Origin of the sequence: Streptococcus gallolyticus subsp. gallolyticus DSM 16831, assembly GCF_002000985.1 — a bacterium.
Lineage (GTDB): Bacteria > Bacillota > Bacilli > Lactobacillales > Streptococcaceae > Streptococcus > Streptococcus gallolyticus.
On the sequence record NZ_CP018822.1, the window covers coordinates 1,706,388 to 1,724,732 of the forward strand.

The window sequence follows — 18,345 nt, forward strand, 5'->3', positions numbered from 1 at the left end:
GCGTTTTCGTAAATATTTTTTATAGTTATTCAGAAGTTCAAAAATAAATATTATATAATTTGCGTTGTCTTAAGTGCAATCGATTGCCTCAAAATACAAAAAAAACCGAGCATGGCTCAGCTTCTTTGGTTATATCGTTAAACATGCAAATGCAGTGCTTAATAATTAGTAATTTCTGGTCGGTCGTGGACATTACTTTTCTTACCTTGGCGTGCTTTTAAAACAGCATCAACATCTTCAATACTAACGCCAGTTTCGACCAACATTACTGCCAAATGGTACAGAACATCTGCTGTTTCATTGGCGATTTCATCTTTGTCTGCATTTTTGGCTGCAATAACAACTTCTGTCGCTTCTTCCCCAACCTTTTTAAGAATTTTATCCAATCCTTTATCAAAAAGGTAATTGGTATAAGAACCTTCCTTTGGATTTTCTTTACGGTCTATTGCTTCTTTATATAATGTTTCTAGCATGTCTTTATCCTTTCTATCATCACAAAATATCATTGAAAAAACAGCTGTAAGCGCCTGTATGACAAGCAGCACCTTCTTGCTTAACAGCGACCAATAAGGTATCACAGTCGCAATCCGTTTTGATTGATTTGACGTATTGATAATGACCGCTGGTTGCCCCTTTATGCCAGATTTCTTGACGTGAGCGGCTCCAGTAGTGCATTTGCTTGGTTTCCAATGTTAAGTGATACGCTTCTTCGTTCATATAGGCTAACATCAGTACTTGTCCTGTTTGGTAATCCGTCACAATCACAGGAACAAGACCATCTTGTTTCGCAAAATCAAGTTTTATTTCACTCATTGTCTCACCTCAATTCCTGCAGCAGCCATGGCAGCTTTGGTGTCAGTAATTGAAACTTCGCCAAAGTGGAAAATGGAAGCGGCAAGCGCACCTGTTGCAGTTGTTTTTCCAAAGACGTCAACCATATGGTCAATATTTCCTGCACCACCAGACGCAATAATTGGGACATTAACCACATCAGCGACAGCATTTAGCATATCCAAATCAAATCCTGACTTCGTGCCGTCTTTATCCATGCTGGTTAGTAAAATCTCACCTGCACCAAGGCTGACAACAGTCTTTGCCCATTCAATCAAATCAATGCCAGTATCCTTGCGCCCACCTGCCACATAAACATGCCAAGTGCCATCAGCTTCTTTACGAGCATCAATAGCTGATACCACACATTGATTGCCAAATTTTTCAGCACAATCTTTGATGAGTTGAGGATTGGCTACCGCAGAAGAATTAACTGCGACCTTGTCCGCACCAGCTTTAAGCATTTTATTCATGTCCTCAACCGAGCGGATGCCACCGCCAACTGTAAAAGGAATGAATACTTGGTCAGCCACACGCTTCACCATTTCCACAGTTGTGTCACGTTTTTCATGTGTTGCGGTAATGTCCAAGAACACCAATTCATCACACCCAGCTTCATAATAAGCACGCGCCGCATCAACAGGGTCACCAACATCTGTTAAATTAACAAAATTAACCCCCTTAACCACGCGCCCATCTTTAACATCAAGACAAGGAATAATGCGTTTTTTCAGCATAAGCTATCCTCCAAAAGCTTTCAATTCGTCAAGGCTAATATTGCCGTTGTAATAAGCTTTACCAACGATTGTCCCAGCAACACCAATTTCTTGCAATTTCACCAAATCATTCTTCTCAGCAATGCCGCCAGAAGCAATAACTTTAGCTGTCGTTAACTCAGCCACCAAACGTTCATAATGTTCAAAATTTGGTCCTGTTAGCGTGCCATCACGGTCAACATCTGTATAGACAAATAGGGTCACCCCCATTTTCTCCATGGCTTTAGCTAAGCTGATGTAGTCAACGTTACTCGTTTCTAACCAACCTTCAGTTGCCACAAAACCATTTTTAGCATCAATACCAACCACAATTTTATCACTACCAAATTTATCTAAAGCTGCCTTGACAAAATCTGGATTTTTCACTGCCATAGACCCGATAATCACACGGTCAATGCCAACCGCTAGGTAATCTTCAATTTGCTCAAGGGTACGAATACCGCCACCAACTTCGACACCAAGCCCTGATTCTTGCTTCAACTTGGCAATTAAATCGCGATTCGTTGCTCGCCCATCAAGCGCTCCGTCCAAATCAACAACGTGAATAAATTCAATACCAGCTTGCGCAAAGATTTTTGCTTGTCCAAGCACATCTGGATTAACAACCGTTTTTTGGTTGAAATCACCTTTAAAAAGACGAACTGCCTGTCCTTCTTTAATATCAATCGCTGGAAGAATCTGCATATAAACTCCTTTTCTTTATAAAACGCTACTCTAAGCAACTTAAAATCATTCTTAGTCACCACAAAGGGCAATAAATTTTTCAAGAATTCCTAAACCGACGTCACCTGATTTTTCAGGGTGGAATTGCGCTCCGTAAACATTATCCTTGTGAATCATGGCTGGTACTTCAATACCATAATCAGCAGTCACATCAATGTATTCTTTCGGAACATCTGTAAAATAGCTATGCACAAAATAAACGGATTTGCCAGCAAGCCCTGCTGTTAACGGACTATCTTGTTTCACTGTCAAATCATTCCATCCCATATGCGGAACAGGCATAGTCTTAGTTGCTTGAATTTCACGACAAACACCTGGGATAAAGCCAAGTCCTTGTGTTTCTTGGTGTTCCAAGCCAATCTCTGTCAAGACCTGCATTCCTAAACAAATACCCAGTAACGGCGTTCCCTTAGCTACTGCTTCCTTGATAGCAGAAACCAAGCCACGCTGTTGTAACTCAGCCATGGCAGCAGGATAAGCACCAACCCCTGGCAAAATCAGACCGTCCGCAGCTAAAATCTTGTCTCGATTACTAGACAATTCAGCCTGAACACCGATTTTCTGTAAAGCTCTTAACACATTAGCAGTATTACCTGCATCATAATCAATCACAATTATCATATCTCAGCTCTCAAGCCTTCCACACACTACTAAATGAGACGTGTCACGGCTGATTTCCTTTCTCTGTATTTTAAAGCAATCCTTTTGTTGAATTAACACCATGGATTTCAGGGTTAATGGTAATCGCTTCGCGAAGAGCACGACCAGTTGCCTTAAAAAGACTTTCTGATTTATGGTGATTATTTTTTCCGTGTAAAATCTTCAAATGCAAATTCATTTGAACATTAAATGCCAAGGCTTGGAAAAATTCTTCAACCAATTCTGTATCAAAATTGCCAAGTTTTGGATTATCAAACTCACAATCAAAAACAAGGTAGCTACGCCCTGATAAATCAAGACTTGCCATACCAAGCGTTTCATCCATGGGAACAAAAGCTGTACCATAACGATTGATGCCAGCCTTATCGCCAAGGGCTTCTTTCAAAGCTTGTCCTAAAACAATTCCCACATCTTCAACCGTATGGTGACTATCAACATGCAAATCACCATCTGCTTTTACTACAAGGGAAATACGGCTATGTCTTGCAAAAAGGGTCAACATATGGTCAAAAAAACCAACACCAGTATCAATCTCTACTGGTTCTTGAGCATCTAAATTAAGGCTCAACTTAATCTTTGTTTCAAAGGTATTACGTTCAATCTCTGCTTGTCTCATAAAATATCCTTTTCTTTCTGTGCAAGTAACGTCACTAGTTTTTACCATCTAAAATATCAATGACTTTGTACAAATCTGCTTCGTTGATTTGGTAAGGCGCTTCTTTTCGTACAACTGGCTTAGCACAAAAAGCGATACCAATACCAGCTGTTTTAATCATTGGTAAATCATTAGCACCATCTCCCATAGCAATGGTTTGACTTAATTCTAAGCCATTTTCAGCTGCCCACTCAATCAAGCTAGCTTTCTTGACGTCTTTAGTGACGACCTCGCCAAGAACCTTGCCTGTCAAAACACCGTCTTTAACTTCTAAACGGTTAGCCTTGACATAATCAAGTCCGATACGTTTTGCCAACACATCAACCGTTTCATGGAAACCGCCTGACACAACAGCCACTTTATAACCACGACGATGCAATTCTGCCACTAATTTTTCAGCACCATTTGTAAAATGCATGCGCGCAAGCACCTTATCAAAAATGCTTTCTGGCAAGCCCTTCAACAAACCGACACGTTCATCTAACGCTTGTTTAAAATCAAGTTCACCATTCATGGCACGCGCAGTAATGTCAGCAATCTTCTCACCAACACCCGCTTCTTCACCCAATAAATCAATTCCTTCTTCTTGAATGAGGGTAGAGTCCACATCCATTACCAATAATCCATTTACCTTAGTCATGACGCACCTCAATAGCTCTAGCATGAGCTTGTAATCCTTCAGCATAAGCAAGTGTTGTAATATCGTGACTAGCTGCATTCACAGCAATTTTTGAATATTGCATATACTGGATACGTTTGACAAAATCATGCACACCTAGCGCTGATGAGAAACGGCTTGTGCTAGTTGTTGGCAAAATATGATTTGCCCCTGCGTAATAATCACCGATTGGTTCACTCGTAAAATGCCCAAGGAAAACAGAACCCGCATTTTCAATCGCATCAAGATAATCATAAGCATTATCCATAGCAATTTCCAAATGTTCTGGCGCCACTTGGTTCATCAATTCAAACATTGCCTCAACAGAATCTGCAATGATGATACGACCATTATTTTCAACAGAAGCACGCGCAATTTCTTCACGTGGCAAGGTTTTAAGTTGTTCTTCGATTTCCTTTTCAACCGCATCCGCTAACGCTGCTGAATTTGTCACCAAAATCGCACGCGCACGCACATCATGCTCAGCTTGTGAGAGCAAATCTGCTGCAACGTATTTTGGATTGGCTGTGTCATCTGCGATCACACCAATTTCAGACGGACCTGCAATCATATCAATACCAACAATACCGTAAACAAGTTTTTTAGCTGTCGCAACAAAAATATTTCCTGGTCCAGTAATCTTATCAACACGAGGAATCGTTTCTGTACCATATGCCAAAGCAGCAACACCTTGAGCCCCACCAACTTGATAAATCTTATCAACACCAGCTAACGAAGCAGCCACCAAAATCGCAGGTTCGAAATGCGCTTGTGGCGGTGTAATCATGATAATTTCTTTAACACCAGCAATCTTAGCTGGAATGACATTCATCAAAACAGATGACGGATAAGCAGCAGTTCCACCTGGGACATAAACCCCAACACGCTCAATCGGACGAATCAATTGCCCACGAACAACGCCTTCAGTTGGTTGGTCCTCAAATCCTTTTTCCAACTGTTGCTTGTGATAACTTTCAATATTCGCTTTGGCATTTTTGAGAGCTTCCAAAACCTCGGCATCAATTTCCTCAAACGCTTGGTCAACCAACTCCTTGCCAACTTCAAAATTATCAAGCGTAATCTTGTCAAATTTTTCTGAATAGGCTTTAAGTGCTTTATCACCATTTTCTTTGACATCTTCTAAAATTTGACGAACCGCATCATCAACATCAAGATTTTCTTTGCTTAATTCTAATTGTTCTTGGTAGAGAATTTTTGAAATTTCTTCTGTCGTTCCTGTTAAACGTTTCATTTAAAAGCTACCTCCTCATTTCCAACGATACTTTCCAATTTTTGGATAAATGGCATGATTTCAGGATTATTTTTCAAAGCCGCTTTGTTCACAATCAATCGCGCTGAAATGCGGCAAATATCTTCATAAACTTTAAGACCGTTAGCAACTAGCGTATTTCCAGTCTCAACAATATCAACAATAGCGTCCGCTAAACCAATAACAGGAGCAATCTCAACACTTCCTTGAATTGAAATGATTTCGACATCTTCTCCTTTTTTATTAAAATAATCGGTCGCAATGGTTGGGTATTTTGTGGCAATTCGTTTTCGTTTATGGTCATGTGGGTCATAAGAATCCGTTGAAGCTACTGAGAATTTACATAAACCAAAATTCAAATCAAGCATTTCAAGATAGCCTGTTGGGTGCTCAATCAACAAGTCCTTTCCAACCACACCAAGGTCAGCCACACCATGGCGCACATACGTTGTCACATCAGGTGCCTTGACGAGCAAAAAACGGAATTTTTTATCTGGGCTTTCAAAAATAAGATTACGTCCCTTATTTTCCATAAACGTCATGTCAAAACCCGCTTTTTCCAGAAGTTTCACCGTATCTTTTTCAATACGTCCCTTGGTTAAAGCAATCGTAATTTGATTTTCCATTAGGCACCTCCTTCTAAATTATCATGTACAGCTTGGTAAACGGCATCAATATCTACTGCCCAACCGACCGCAGTCAATTTTTTAGCCCCAAAACGTTCAAAAAGTTTATCGTAACGCCCACCTGAGGCAAAAGCGTCTGGCACCTTATCTCCAAAGACTTTGAACATCACGCCAGTATAATACGGCATTGTCGGAATTTGTGCCAAATCAATGTTGCTCTTTGGTAAAATTTCAGATACTTGATTAAGCAAGTTTTCCAAATCTGTCAAAGCAGCCAAAATCGCTTGATTCTTGACAAGTTCACGCGCACTCTCTAAAACTTGATGACTTTCTCCAAAAAGATAAGGCAAATTTTTCAAAAACTCATCAAATTCACTCGGATATTTTTTGGTAAATTCATTTAACTGAGTGATATTTTTATCTTTAATCGCTTGTGCCAAAGTTTCTTCAACTGCTTGTGGCAAAGCCAAAGTCTCAAAAATGGTTTGTAAAATCGCAGCATGTGAAAATTCAAATTGATAAGACGGAATATCCGCTCTATCAAGAGCTTCCTTGGCTGATTGGATTGCCTCAAAAACAGCTTCCTTAGCTGGAAAACCAACAATCTCAACACCAGCTTGCGTGTGCTCATTCATCAAACCACGCATTTCTTCGTTGTATTTGAAGACCTTGCCCGAATAGGAGAATTTAATCGGCGTTTCAACTTGCGTCGAAGCAATGACACGTCCAATCTGACTGGTAATATCAGGACGAAGCGTCAGCAATTCACCACTTTTATCAAAGAAATTGTAATTATTTTTCGTAATCGTATCACTAAAGACTTCAAAATGTTCCAAGGTCGGTGTTTCAATTCGATTGAATCCCTGACTCATCAAGAAATCACTGATATCACGTTCTATTTTGTAGGTAACACGCGCACGTTTAAATAACTTATCATGCATTCCCACAGGTAATGTTGTTTTTTTCATCTTGTCAACTCCTAACATCATTAAAATTAGGCTTTCTGATATTCTTTAATCGCTTCAATCACTTGTTCCATTTCAGCCTGCGTTCCGATTGAAATTCGCAAATGATTTTTGATACGTTCAACTTTCGGGAAATAACGAACATAGATATTCTTAGCTTGCAAATAATCAAATAAGTTTGCTGCATCATTTTGAGGACATTCCACTAAGACAAAGTTGGTCTTTGATTCTAAAACTGAGAAGTCAAGGTCTCGTAATTCCTTAGTAAACCAATCTCTTGTCGCTATAATTTTTTGACACGTATCTTCGTAATAATCCCATGATTCAACAGCCGCCACAGCTAATTTCTCAGCAATTAAATCAACATTGTAAGGATTGACCGAATTTTTAACGGCATTAATAACCGACATTAATTTTGGACTTCCCATACCATAGCCAACTCGCAAACCAGCAAGCGAAGCATCTTTTGAAAATGTTCGTGTAATAAAGACATTGTCATATTTTTTGAGCAATGGCAGAGCTGTTTCACCACCAAAGTTAATATATGCTTCGTCAATAATAACCACCACATCTTGATTAGCCTTGATAATCGCCTCAATAGCCTCTAAAGATTTGTAAATGCCCGTCGGTGCATTTGGATTCGTCAGAACAACACCACCATTATCAACAATATAATCATTACCATCAATCTCAAAATCGCTAGTTAACGGCACTTCATGGTAATTAATGCGGTACAAATCAGCCCAGACTTTGTAAAAACCATAAGTCAAATCAGGAAATAGAACAGGCTCATCACTATTAAAAAATGCAAGAAATGCCATAGACAAAACATCATCTGATCCATTACCAACAATGATTTGACTTGGATCAAGACCATGTTGCTTAGCAAGCACAACACGTAGTGATTCTTGGTCCAAAGTTGAATACTTCCGCAATTGATGAACGTCAAAATTTGAAAACACTTCTGCTACTTTTGGACTTGGTCCATAAGCATTTTCATTTGTATTCAATTTTATTAAATTTTCACCGCTTGGCTGGCTACCAGCTACATAAGATTCAATATCTCTCAATCCTTTAATAGTTGTCATAATAACGCCCTTTCTATTTCTGATATTCAAAAAACGCCCTCGCAAAAAAATTGCAAGGACGTTAAAAACGTGGTTCCACCTCTGATTCAACAGCCAGTCGCCTAGACTGTTCTCATGAAGTACATGACTTCTGCTCCGTAACGTGGAACCACCCGTCGTGCACTACTGTCAGCTCTATCAGCTGAGTTCGCACACGCGCTCAAGAATGTGTCGCCCAAGGATTGCACGCTTTTCTCACCACCAAGCACTCTCTGTCTGTTGTCTCAGGCTTTTTCTATCAACACTTTTATATTTAAAAATATTCTACAAGAAAATTCTGAAAATAGCAAGCTTAAAATCAAGATTTTTATATTTATACAAAAAAATCAGCAAAATTTAGCTGATTTAGGTTAAAAAAGTCTTTTTTGATGCTTCTTTTAAGTTCCTCAATTTGCATTTTTAAGTTCAAACTTGCTTTATGCCGTCGGCTAATTTCAAAGAATCTCTGATTAATTATAGTTCTTTCAGAATATCGTCTAAAATTTCTAGACAAATATCTGCAGCTTTTTCAATAGATGAACGAAATTCTGCCGCACCACCCGTTATACTGTCCGAAACCGTTTTAAGGATAAGATTTGGAATGTTATTCTGGTCACAAATCAAGACAATTGCTGCACTTTCCATATCACAAATATCAGCCTTAAAGTCATGATTTAAGGCACGTTTCTTTGTCTCATCAGCAATAAATTTATCACCAGAAGCACAAATAACTGGACGAATAAAAGGATGATGATTTTTCACCAACTGCACATACTTCGTCGTTGTTGGCAAATAGATATCTTGATATTCCAAATAACGTCCAACTTCGCAATGGTCAGCAGCTGAGGTATCCATATCATAATGAACCACCTTTTCAACCAAACAAATATTGGTTACCTTTAATTCTTCCGTAAGAGCGCCGACCACACCATAATTAACAATTAAATCGACATCAAAAAAGCTAATTAATAATTGCGTACAAGCAGCAGCTCTGATTTCTCCTGCACTTGACTGTGTAATATATAAAATTTTATCATCAAATGTAACCGAATAAACTTTAAATCCTCTGACATCTTCTCTTTTGAGATTATCAGCGTATTTTCTCATGACTGACTGTATTTCAACAGCCACTACCATACCAATCTTTTTCATTATCACTCCTCATTTTAGTTATCAAAAAAGGTTTGGCAATTTTTCCAAACCTTTATATTGTATCAGTCAACACAGTCGTTTTAAAAACGAATTTGTTCACGTGTTTTTTCGTACGATGATACGAAACGATCTGTTACACCTGGTTCAACCGTTTCAAGTGCATATGAAATTTCATCAAATGATGCTTGATAGTCATTATCAACTTCAAATAATTTCAAAGCGTGTTCAAAACTACTTTGTACACTTGGTTCAAAACTACGATAACGATTTGAGTATTGCAACAATTGTTCTGTCAATGTCGCATTTTGAACCACTTGATAAGTTGCATTTTCAAGATTTGCAATAGCTGATGTCGCAACATCTGTTAAACGAGACACAGCTTCAATATCGATACGCCCACGACTAAGTTCATCAATTAACACTTCCAATTGTGAACTTGTTGTGAAAAATGCGCTCAAGAAATCTTGTGGAATACCTGGCAAATTACGTTTTTCCATATAACGTTTAATCATATGCAAACGATTAATATATTGTTCCAAGCTTTGACGAGCAACCGTCTCAATTTCTTCGATATTCTTAACTTGTTCAAAGACTTCCATTTGCCCTTCTTCGACAGCAGCCAATGTTTTTAAGGTTCTGTCAAAAGTCACTTGTAATTCAGAGAATGGCTTGTCTTGTGTCTCAAAAGCAACAACGATTGGCAATACTTCTGTTTCAATCTCTTCCAAGTTTTTAGTAAATGAACGAAGGCTAAGACTTTCACTATCATTCAAGATGTACTTGTGAGATAGACGCTTAATTTCATGAGCAAGTTGTTCATTATTTGCCTTAGCATGAGCCAAATAGTCAGGAATAATCTTGCTATCTTTAAGCGCAGCCTTATGAGCAGCAATTTCGCGTTCAAACAATTCATACAATGAATCGATTTTCTCTTGAATGTGCTCATTTTCATCACGAGCACGGTCCAAATCCAATGTAACAAGTTCAGAAGAATTGGCACGAATAGAATCACGAACTTCTTGGAAACGTGTTTCAATATTCTTTTCAGCAAAATGATAATTTTGTTCAAGCAAACGGCGATAACCTTGCTCTAAATCATCAAGTTGGTCTGGGAAATCATCTTCTAATTTTGCAACAATCGCTGGAATTTGTTCTGAAATTTGACCAAGTGCGATAGTGTGTTCTTCTGCACGGTCAAGCACTTCAGACGCTTCAACAGGGTCACCAGTTGAGTTAAGCGTTACAAATTGAGAAAATTCAGCTTCAATGTTTTTCAATTGTTTTTCAATCTCAGACATTGTAGAGCCAAAATTGTCCTCTTTTTCTGAGATAGAAGCTTGTAATGTTTCATACAAATCCAAAGCGTGTTTAACACGAGCACTATTTTTTTCTTCTTGTTCTTTCAAGACAGAAAGTGCCTCACGAATCGAATTAATGTCCTCTTCAACTAAATTTAATTGGCTTTCGACATTATCAATTTCGTGTTTTGCTCTGATGAATTTAAAACTATCATTTAGATTTTCAGCTTCAAAAATATGATTTTCAATATCCGAAAAAGAATTTAAAGAAAGGTCAACCCATTTTTGATTCCATTCACGAAATGTTGTCTGACTTTGCCCGATAAGATGAAGATTTTTAACAGCCTCGACTTCTTCATTAACAGGTAAACCAAATAATGATTGTTTTCTTTCTTCTAAGCTTGCAATCAATGAATCATTTCGCTTGCGTACAATAACGCCAACTAGGTAAGCAACAATTACTAATAAAACTATTGCTACAAGCAGTAATATAATTCCGCTCGACATTTAAAACTCCTTATAAATTGTCTTTTTATCGTAAAAAATAGCTATAACATTACGATTATAACATACTTAGAGATTGTATGCAGTAATTTTTCGTCAATATTCTTATTAAATATCAAGCGTACTGTAAACCGCATTTTCTTCGATGAACTCGCGACGCGGTTCTACCCTATCTCCCATAAGCATATCAAAAATCTTATCTGCTTCAGCGGCATCATCAACAGAAACTCTCGCCATTAAGCGATTCTCTGGATCCATTGTTGTTTCCCAAAGCTGGTGATCGTCCATTTCTCCAAGCCCTTTGTAACGTTGAACCGTTGGTTTTGAACGTCCAACACTATGACGTGCCATAGCTTCTTGCAATTCAATTTCTTGATTAGCACCTGGTTGAATGTACTCTTTAATTTCACTACCAACTTTGACACCATAAATCGGTGGTTGAGCAATGTAAACATACCCTGCTTCCAAAACAGGACGCATGAAGCGGTAAATCAGCGTTAACAACAGGGTACGAATATGAGCTCCGTCAACATCGGCATCAGTCATGATAACAAGCTTATGATAACGCGCTTTTGAGACATCAAATTCAGCACCAAAACCTGTTCCCATAGCTGTAAATAAACTACGAATTTCTTCGTTAGCAAGAATTTTATCCATGCTAGCTTTTTCAACGTTCAAGATTTTACCACGAATTGGTAAGATTGCTTGGTGCTCACGGTCACGTCCTGATTTAGCAGAACCACCCGCAGAGTCCCCTTCGACGATGAACAGTTCATTCATAGTTGCATCATTTGAAGAACAGTCAGCCAATTTACCAGGAAGATTTGAAATTTCCAGTCCTGATTTTTTACGTGTTACCTCGCGTGCACGTTTAGCAGCGATACGAGCTTTAGATGCCAGAATACCTTTTTCAACGATTTTCTTAGCAATCTGTGGATTTTCTAATAAGAAACGGCTGAAAGCCTCGCTAAACAAACGATTCGTAATTTTAACAACTTCGGAATTTCCAAGTTTTGTTTTCGTTTGTCCCTCAAATTGAGGATTTGGGTGTTTAACAGAAATAACTGCCGTCAACCCTTCACGAACATCCTCACCAGTTAAATTGTCATCTTTTTCTTTTAGCAATTTATTCTGACGAGCATAGTCATTAATCACACGTGTTAGAGCTGTACGGAAACCCTGTTCGTGCGTACCACCTTCATGCGTGTGAATGTTATTGGCGAAACTCATCACTGTTTCATGGTAACTAGTTGTATATTGCATGGCTACTTCAACAGAAATGCCGTCTAATTCACCATCAGTATAGATTGGATTTTCAAAAATAACTTCTTTATTTTCGTTGATAAATTCAACGTAGCTTGAAATACCACCTTCGTAATGGTAATGTTTTTCTTGCTCAATTCCTTCACGTTTATCAGTAATTGAAATACGCAAGCCACGGTTCAAAAAGGCTAATTCTTGGATACGTTTGGCTAATTTATCAAAATCAAAAACCGTTGTTTCTGTGAAAATCTCTGGGTCTGGAGTAAAGTGAACAGTCGTTCCATGACGGTCAGTATCACCAATAACAGCTAAATCACTAACAACGTGTCCACGACGGTACTCTTGATAGTGAATTTTACCGTTACGGTGAACAGAGACATCTAATTGTGTTGAAAGTGCGTTAACAACAGATGACCCTACACCGTGCAAACCACCTGAAACCTTGTAGCCGCCACCGCCGAATTTACCTCCAGCGTGTAAAACCGTAAAGACTGTTTCAACGGCGGGACGACCTGTTTTTTCTTGAATATCAACAGGAATACCACGCCCGTCATCGACAACTGTAATCGAATCATCTTTTTCAATAAAAACTTCAATATGAGTCGCAAAACCAGCTAATGCTTCATCGATAGAGTTATCGACAATTTCCCATACCAAATGGTGCAAGCCTTCTTTGGACGTTGAACCAATGTACATACCTGGACGCATTCGAACAGCTTCAAGCCCTTCTAAGACTTGAATCTGACTGGCGTCATACTCTTTCGCTAATTCTGCTAAATTTTTATTTTCTTCCGTCATTTACTTCACTATCTCCATTAAGGATTTTTTTCCATCAACTAATAACGTGTCAAAGCCAGCAGCTTGACCTGCCTTCCTATCAATCTCACGATCTCCAATTACCAGTGCTTCTTTAATGTCATATTTTTCCTTCAAATACAACATCGATTCTGGGCTCGGTTTACGAGAAAAGCCATTTTCTGAAGTGACTACTTCCGTAAAATAAGACAACAAATTAGTTTTTTCTAAAATATCAAGGACTTGTTTGTTACGATGCGATACTAAAAAATTTCGCCCGCCACTTGCAACAATTGCCTGCAAAACGTCATGCGCTCCTGCAAATAAAACTGGCGTTTTCAAATATTCGGCTTCCAATTTTTTGTACGCCTTTAAAAATTGAGGTTCGTTTGGGATAAATTGTGCAATAGCAGCATCCGTGGACTCTTTTAGCTTGTTATAAACCTCATCATGCGAGGCAGATTGTCCAAATTCCGCTAAAGTTTTCACGAAAGCTTGAGCAGACATTTCATAATTATCAAGCAACGTTCCACCCAAATCCCAGATATAATCATGGTAATTCATACGCCCTATTATATCATATTTTTAAGTTTTTTTATAGTCTATACTGTATCAATTTACATGTTAGTATATAAGAAAAAAGTCGAGCTAACGCTCAACTTTTATTAATAACGGTCACTTCTTTTAAAATGTTCTGTAATTTCTTGTTCACGGTGTAGGTTGTTTTGATAACTCATTGATAAAATCAGACCGACACAAATCAAATTGGTAATCAACGATGAGCCACCTTGTGAGATAAATGGTAAAGGAATACCCGTTAACGGCAAAATACCAATTGCTGCTCCGATATTTTCAAAAATATGGAACAAAATCATCATGATGAAACCAGTTGAAATGTAAGTATAGAAACGGTTATTTGATTCAAAAGTTACACGAATCATACGATAAATCAACAAAAGATACAATCCCATGACAACAGCACTACCAATAAAACCAAAATCTTCAGCAATAACGGTGAAAATCATATCACTCTCACGAACTGGCACTGATAAATCAACAACATTGAACCCTTTACCAGTAAGACCACCACTACCAATAGAAATCATTCCTTGTGTTTGTTGGTAGGCAATCGTTTTAGCATATGAAAACGGGTCTAGCCAAGCTGAAATACGATTAATTTGGTAAGTATCCATTCCCAAACCATAAAGGAATTCTTTCCCATTTGGCAAAAGGAAAATTAACATGAAACCACCAAATGCAAGAGCAACGATAATAACAACTGGAAGGATAATCCACCACGAAATCCCTGATAATAAAATCAAACCAGCTAAAATCGCTGAGAAAACCATTGCTGTTCCTAAGTCTTTTTGAAGCCCTAGTAGCACCATCACAGGTAAGGTAATAAGCGCAAAAATTCCAAGGAGTTTCCAGTCATTTTTCAAAGAATCTTCCTTGAACTTTTGGCGAAACCAAATGGAACATCTGGCAAGCATCAAAATATAGGACACTTTCATAAATTCCGAGGGCTGAAATAACGTTACCGAACCGATTGTAACCCAGTTTTTCGCCCCTGTTGACTCAACCAACTCTGGACTATAAAAGATGAGCGGCAGCACCATTAATATCAATCCAAGACCGTATAGGAACGGCGTTATTTTCCATAAAAATTCGGTGCTAAATAGCATGACAACAAACGCCACACCGCACCCTAAAAGTATCCAAATCACTTGTTGTGTCATCACTTTTGCAATTGTGCTTGGGTAATCATTTATGGTTGCGATATAGATTGCCACCAAGCCAATTAACAAAAGGAAAAAGACAGGTAAAATTACAGAATAATCAATCCGACTATCAATAGAATATTTTTTTCTCGCCATTGTACTTCCTTCGTTTCTGATCAAAAATAATTATATCATTTTTTAATCAAAATTGAGGAAAAAAGCTTGTGAAAATAAAATAAATTTTCAGCAAAAACTAAAAAGCTATACTTTCTATTTTCAATAAATTACCAACTGATTCTTGTAAGAAAGATTTGAAAAAAAGACGAAATAATTCAAGGGTTATCTGCTCTGTAAATCAAAAAAGCCCCTAAAATCAAGGCTTTTTTAATATAGTTCTATCTCCCCTGCCGGAATCGAACCAGCAACTACTCCTTAGGAGGGAGTTGTTATATCCATTGAACTAAGGGGAGCTATGAAAAAATCTGTCACAAGGACAGATTTTTATCGTCGAATAGTTATCGTCAAAATTAACGACGGATTTCTTTAATACGAGCAGCTTTACCTTGTAATGCACGCAAGTAGTAAAGTTTAGCACGACGTACTTTACCATGACGAACAACTTCGATTTTTTCTACACGTGGAGTGTGAAGTGGGAATGTACGTTCAACACCGATACCACTTGAAATTTTACGAACTGTGTACATTTCTGAGATCCCTTGACCTTTACGTGAAATAACCACACCTTCGAAAACTTGGACACGTTCGCGGCTTCCTTCAACAACTTTTGCGTGAACACGAACAGTATCACCAGGGTGGAATGTAGGGATGTCAGTACGTAATTGACTTTCAGTCAAACTTTGGATTAATGGATTCATTATTTTTTCTCCTATCTTACTAATCATTAGGTGCTTGTCCCAGCGGATTAGCCGTATTTTTGTGTGTCCATTACACACTCTTCATATTTTAACAAAAAACATTGGTGGTGTAAAGCCATATCTCGCAACTTTTTTGATGAATTTTTAATAAAAAATACTTAATTTTAAAAGCAGAGTTTAGTCATTACCCAAACTCTGCTGATAAATCATTTAAAATGTCAGAACTTCTTGTCCGCCGTAGATAGAATGTTTTCGATTAACGCTGTAAGCAAAAATCATAACCACAACAAAATATGGTAAATTAGCAAAGCCAAATACTTCACCACCAATAAAAATAGGGGCTATAAGTGTATTGGTTGCACTACCAAATACGCTGATATAACCAGCTGCAGCGACAAATTCAACAGGCAAGCCAAAAAGATTTGCCAAAACAACTCCAAGAGATGCACCAATCGCAAAGAGTGGTGTCACTTCGCCACCTTGAAAACCGATAGCCAAAGTCGCTACCGTTAAAAGCAATTTGAGTAACCAATCGTAGAGATAAATTTCTTTGCCTGCAAAGCTTGCTTCAATCAAATTTGTTCCCAAACCTGAATAACGTCCATGATAGCATATCAAAAAAATCAGACTTAATAAGATACCACCAAATAGAATACGGTAATAAGGATTATCCATGACATCTTTAGCTTTTTCTTTAGCAATAGCCAACAATTTTGCAAAAAGATTTCCAACCAAGCCAAAGATAATGCCTAGTACAGCTAATTTGCAAAAAGTCATCACATCAAGTGTCAAATCTGCACTCACTAGGTGAGAAAATTTTTCCAATCCCAATGAGTGTGAAGTCGCACTTGCTACAAAAGAAGCGACAGTCATCGGAAGCAAAGCTTGTAATTGCAATTTGCCAAGCACCAAAATCTCTAATGCAAAGAACACGGCTGCTATGGGCGTTTGGAAAAGCCCTGCAAAACCAGCTGCCATACCTGTAACCAGAAAAAGGCGCGAGTTATTTTCAAAATCAAAGAAACGGCTAAAACCATGAGCAATCGCCGCCCCTAGTTGAACCGCTACGCCTTCTCGTCCAGCACTACCTCCAAAAAGGTGTGTCAACCATGTTGCCAAAGTGACTAGAGGAACCAAAATAAGCGGAATTTCCTTTTCTTGGCTTTGACCAACCGCAAAAACTAAGCCCATTCCTTTGCTTGCTCGCTCATCTGCCTTTTGATAAAGAAAAACAATTAAAAGCCCAACAATTCCTAAAAATGGGATAAGATAGTTGAAATGCTCTGTTCGAAAATCGCTAAGAAAAAGTAACACGCGACCAAATACGGTATCAACAAAACCAACCAAAAGCCCGATAACAATGCTAACTAGCACTAATTTTAGCAAGAGCAGATAAGAATAATCTTCATTGTCTTTCAGTTTCTTTATCATCTTCTCGCACCTCTCAAGCTAAATCATTATCGAGTTGTTTTGCTTGGTAGTCACGTGAATTTTTCATGATATCTGCAAATGTGTTAACAATCGTTTGTTCAAACGCTTTATCTTCGACACGACTTGCCGCCTTTTGAAGCACTGCGTCTTCACGGCTAGTATCTAAAATAGGTTTTCCTGTAGCCTTCTTATAAGCAACAACTTGATTAACCAACTGCATGCGTTTTTCCAATAAAGCGACCAACTCCTGATCAACGTGATCAATTTCCTGACGGATAGTATCTAAATTCATCAATAAGATGCCCTTTCTAAACTAATAGCTCACTTTTATATTATGCTTTCTTTTTACCTCTTCGCTTCAAATAAGTAACGACTAAATAAACAACAGCAACAATAACCAAAAGCACTACGATACGTTTAAAATTACCTGCAACAACCGCATCACCACCAAGCGCGTAAACGAAACTGCTCGGAGTCACTCCAATGGTTATATAGAGAAGCCATTTACGCCAAGAAAGCTTGGTTTCAGCGACATGATAATTGACAAGAATCGTTGGCATAATCGGTATCATATAGCCTAAAATAATTCCAAAATCTGTATTTTCAAGTGCGTCAATACCAGCAAATCGATTTTTCAATTTTTTCTCACTATCTGTGATGTCAATCATTTTAAGAATCTTGATAAAAACAAAATTTCCCAAAATATTGCTAAAAACGTTCATCAAAAATCCGATACCAGGACCATAAACAACACCGTTAAATATCGCAAAGATAGCATTAGACATAAATGGAATGGCAGCCGTAACCGCCGTTAACAAAATTAAAATAACAAAATTGAGGATTGTTTTTGAGCGCAATTGCGACAGAATAGCTTTCATTTCAGCTTGAGAGCGTGATTGCAAAAAAGTGACAATAATGTCCCAATGCCCGATCACATAAATCACAAAATAGCTAACTACCGCAATAACACCAATCGTTATTAAAATCTTGCGTAGGTCATCGTACCCGTACTTAAATTTTTTCATACCGCTACCAT

The 18,345-nt window shown here is 38.1% G+C and carries 20 protein-coding genes and 1 tRNA gene; all 21 read right to left on the reverse strand.

Annotated features, from left to right (window positions below; all coding sequences use genetic code 11):
* Positions 1 to 158 precede the first annotated feature (158 nt).
* Positions 159 to 473: a phosphoribosyl-ATP diphosphatase gene (gene hisE / locus BTR42_RS08495; RefSeq protein ID WP_039695478.1), complete on the reverse strand. Its 315-nt coding sequence runs from the start codon at positions 471 to 473 to the stop codon at positions 159 to 161.
* Between the two features lie 19 nt (positions 474 to 492).
* On the reverse strand, positions 493 to 813 hold the full coding sequence (gene hisI, locus BTR42_RS08500) for a phosphoribosyl-AMP cyclohydrolase (RefSeq protein WP_009854557.1): 321 nt from the start codon (positions 811 to 813) through the stop codon (positions 493 to 495).
* A complete protein-coding gene (gene hisF / locus BTR42_RS08505; RefSeq protein WP_009854558.1) occupies positions 810 to 1,568 on the reverse strand; it encodes an imidazole glycerol phosphate synthase subunit HisF in 759 nt (252 codons plus the stop codon). Before hisF ends, hisI begins: the two co-directional genes overlap by 4 nt.
* A gap of 3 nt (positions 1,569 to 1,571) precedes the next feature.
* Positions 1,572 to 2,291 carry a 1-(5-phosphoribosyl)-5-[(5-phosphoribosylamino)methylideneamino]imidazole-4-carboxamide isomerase gene (hisA, locus tag BTR42_RS08510; protein ID WP_009854559.1) on the reverse strand — a complete coding sequence of 240 codons (720 nt, stop codon included), beginning with the start codon at positions 2,289 to 2,291 and terminating at the stop codon, positions 1,572 to 1,574.
* 51 nt (positions 2,292 to 2,342) lie between these two features.
* Entirely contained in the window at positions 2,343 to 2,951 is a 609-nt protein-coding gene (hisH, locus tag BTR42_RS08515; RefSeq protein WP_003065613.1) for an imidazole glycerol phosphate synthase subunit HisH, read from the reverse strand.
* Positions 2,952 to 3,021: 70 nt separating this feature from the next.
* A complete protein-coding gene (gene hisB / locus BTR42_RS08520; RefSeq protein ID WP_043878583.1) occupies positions 3,022 to 3,606 on the reverse strand; it encodes an imidazoleglycerol-phosphate dehydratase HisB in 585 nt (194 codons plus the stop codon).
* 34 nt (positions 3,607 to 3,640) lie between these two features.
* Positions 3,641 to 4,285 (reverse strand): phosphoserine phosphatase SerB, encoded by a 645-nt coding sequence (gene serB, locus BTR42_RS08525; RefSeq protein ID WP_003065617.1) that lies wholly within the window; start codon positions 4,283 to 4,285, stop codon positions 3,641 to 3,643.
* Positions 4,278 to 5,555 (reverse strand): histidinol dehydrogenase, encoded by a 1,278-nt coding sequence (gene hisD / locus BTR42_RS08530; protein ID WP_009854561.1) that lies wholly within the window; start codon positions 5,553 to 5,555, stop codon positions 4,278 to 4,280. Before hisD ends, serB begins: the two co-directional genes overlap by 8 nt.
* On the reverse strand, positions 5,552 to 6,199 hold the full coding sequence (hisG, locus tag BTR42_RS08535) for an ATP phosphoribosyltransferase (protein WP_003065624.1): 648 nt from the start codon (positions 6,197 to 6,199) through the stop codon (positions 5,552 to 5,554). Before hisG ends, hisD begins: the two co-directional genes overlap by 4 nt.
* Positions 6,199 to 7,167 carry an ATP phosphoribosyltransferase regulatory subunit gene (locus BTR42_RS08540; RefSeq protein ID WP_012962193.1) on the reverse strand — a complete coding sequence of 323 codons (969 nt, stop codon included), beginning with the start codon at positions 7,165 to 7,167 and terminating at the stop codon, positions 6,199 to 6,201. The genes hisG and BTR42_RS08540 overlap by 1 nt, the downstream gene beginning before the upstream one ends.
* Before the next feature lie 26 nt (positions 7,168 to 7,193).
* Positions 7,194 to 8,252, reverse strand: a complete 1,059-nt coding sequence (hisC, locus tag BTR42_RS08545; protein ID WP_077497330.1) for a histidinol-phosphate transaminase — start codon at positions 8,250 to 8,252, stop codon at positions 7,194 to 7,196.
* 492 nt (positions 8,253 to 8,744) lie between these two features.
* Positions 8,745 to 9,422, reverse strand: coding sequence for a 5'-methylthioadenosine/S-adenosylhomocysteine nucleosidase (locus BTR42_RS08550; protein ID WP_077497332.1), 678 nt, complete (start codon positions 9,420 to 9,422; stop codon positions 8,745 to 8,747).
* An 80-nt stretch (positions 9,423 to 9,502) separates the two neighbouring features.
* On the reverse strand, positions 9,503 to 11,227 hold the full coding sequence (gene ezrA / locus BTR42_RS08555) for a septation ring formation regulator EzrA (RefSeq protein WP_009854566.1): 1,725 nt from the start codon (positions 11,225 to 11,227) through the stop codon (positions 9,503 to 9,505).
* Between the two features lie 105 nt (positions 11,228 to 11,332).
* Positions 11,333 to 13,285, reverse strand: a complete 1,953-nt coding sequence (gyrB, locus tag BTR42_RS08560) for a DNA topoisomerase (ATP-hydrolyzing) subunit B (RefSeq protein WP_039695491.1) — start codon at positions 13,283 to 13,285, stop codon at positions 11,333 to 11,335.
* On the reverse strand, positions 13,286 to 13,846 hold the full coding sequence (locus BTR42_RS08565; protein WP_009854568.1) for an HAD-IA family hydrolase: 561 nt from the start codon (positions 13,844 to 13,846) through the stop codon (positions 13,286 to 13,288). It abuts the gene before it with no gap.
* A gap of 101 nt (positions 13,847 to 13,947) precedes the next feature.
* Positions 13,948 to 15,159 carry an FtsW/RodA/SpoVE family cell cycle protein gene (locus BTR42_RS08570; protein WP_009854569.1) on the reverse strand — a complete coding sequence of 404 codons (1,212 nt, stop codon included), beginning with the start codon at positions 15,157 to 15,159 and terminating at the stop codon, positions 13,948 to 13,950.
* A gap of 242 nt (positions 15,160 to 15,401) precedes the next feature.
* Positions 15,402 to 15,473 (reverse strand) — tRNA-Arg (locus tag BTR42_RS08575).
* 57 nt (positions 15,474 to 15,530) lie between these two features.
* Positions 15,531 to 15,878, reverse strand: coding sequence for a 50S ribosomal protein L19 (rplS, locus tag BTR42_RS08580; RefSeq protein ID WP_012962198.1), 348 nt, complete (start codon positions 15,876 to 15,878; stop codon positions 15,531 to 15,533).
* Positions 15,879 to 16,088: 210 nt separating this feature from the next.
* Positions 16,089 to 17,309: a chloride channel protein gene (locus BTR42_RS08585; RefSeq protein WP_077497334.1), complete on the reverse strand. Its 1,221-nt coding sequence runs from the start codon at positions 17,307 to 17,309 to the stop codon at positions 16,089 to 16,091.
* Between the two features lie 13 nt (positions 17,310 to 17,322).
* Positions 17,323 to 17,601: a chorismate mutase gene (locus BTR42_RS08590; protein ID WP_009854572.1), complete on the reverse strand. Its 279-nt coding sequence runs from the start codon at positions 17,599 to 17,601 to the stop codon at positions 17,323 to 17,325.
* Between the two features lie 40 nt (positions 17,602 to 17,641).
* Entirely contained in the window at positions 17,642 to 18,334 is a 693-nt protein-coding gene (locus BTR42_RS08595) for a TVP38/TMEM64 family protein (RefSeq protein ID WP_077497336.1), read from the reverse strand.
* Positions 18,335 to 18,345 lie beyond the last annotated feature (11 nt).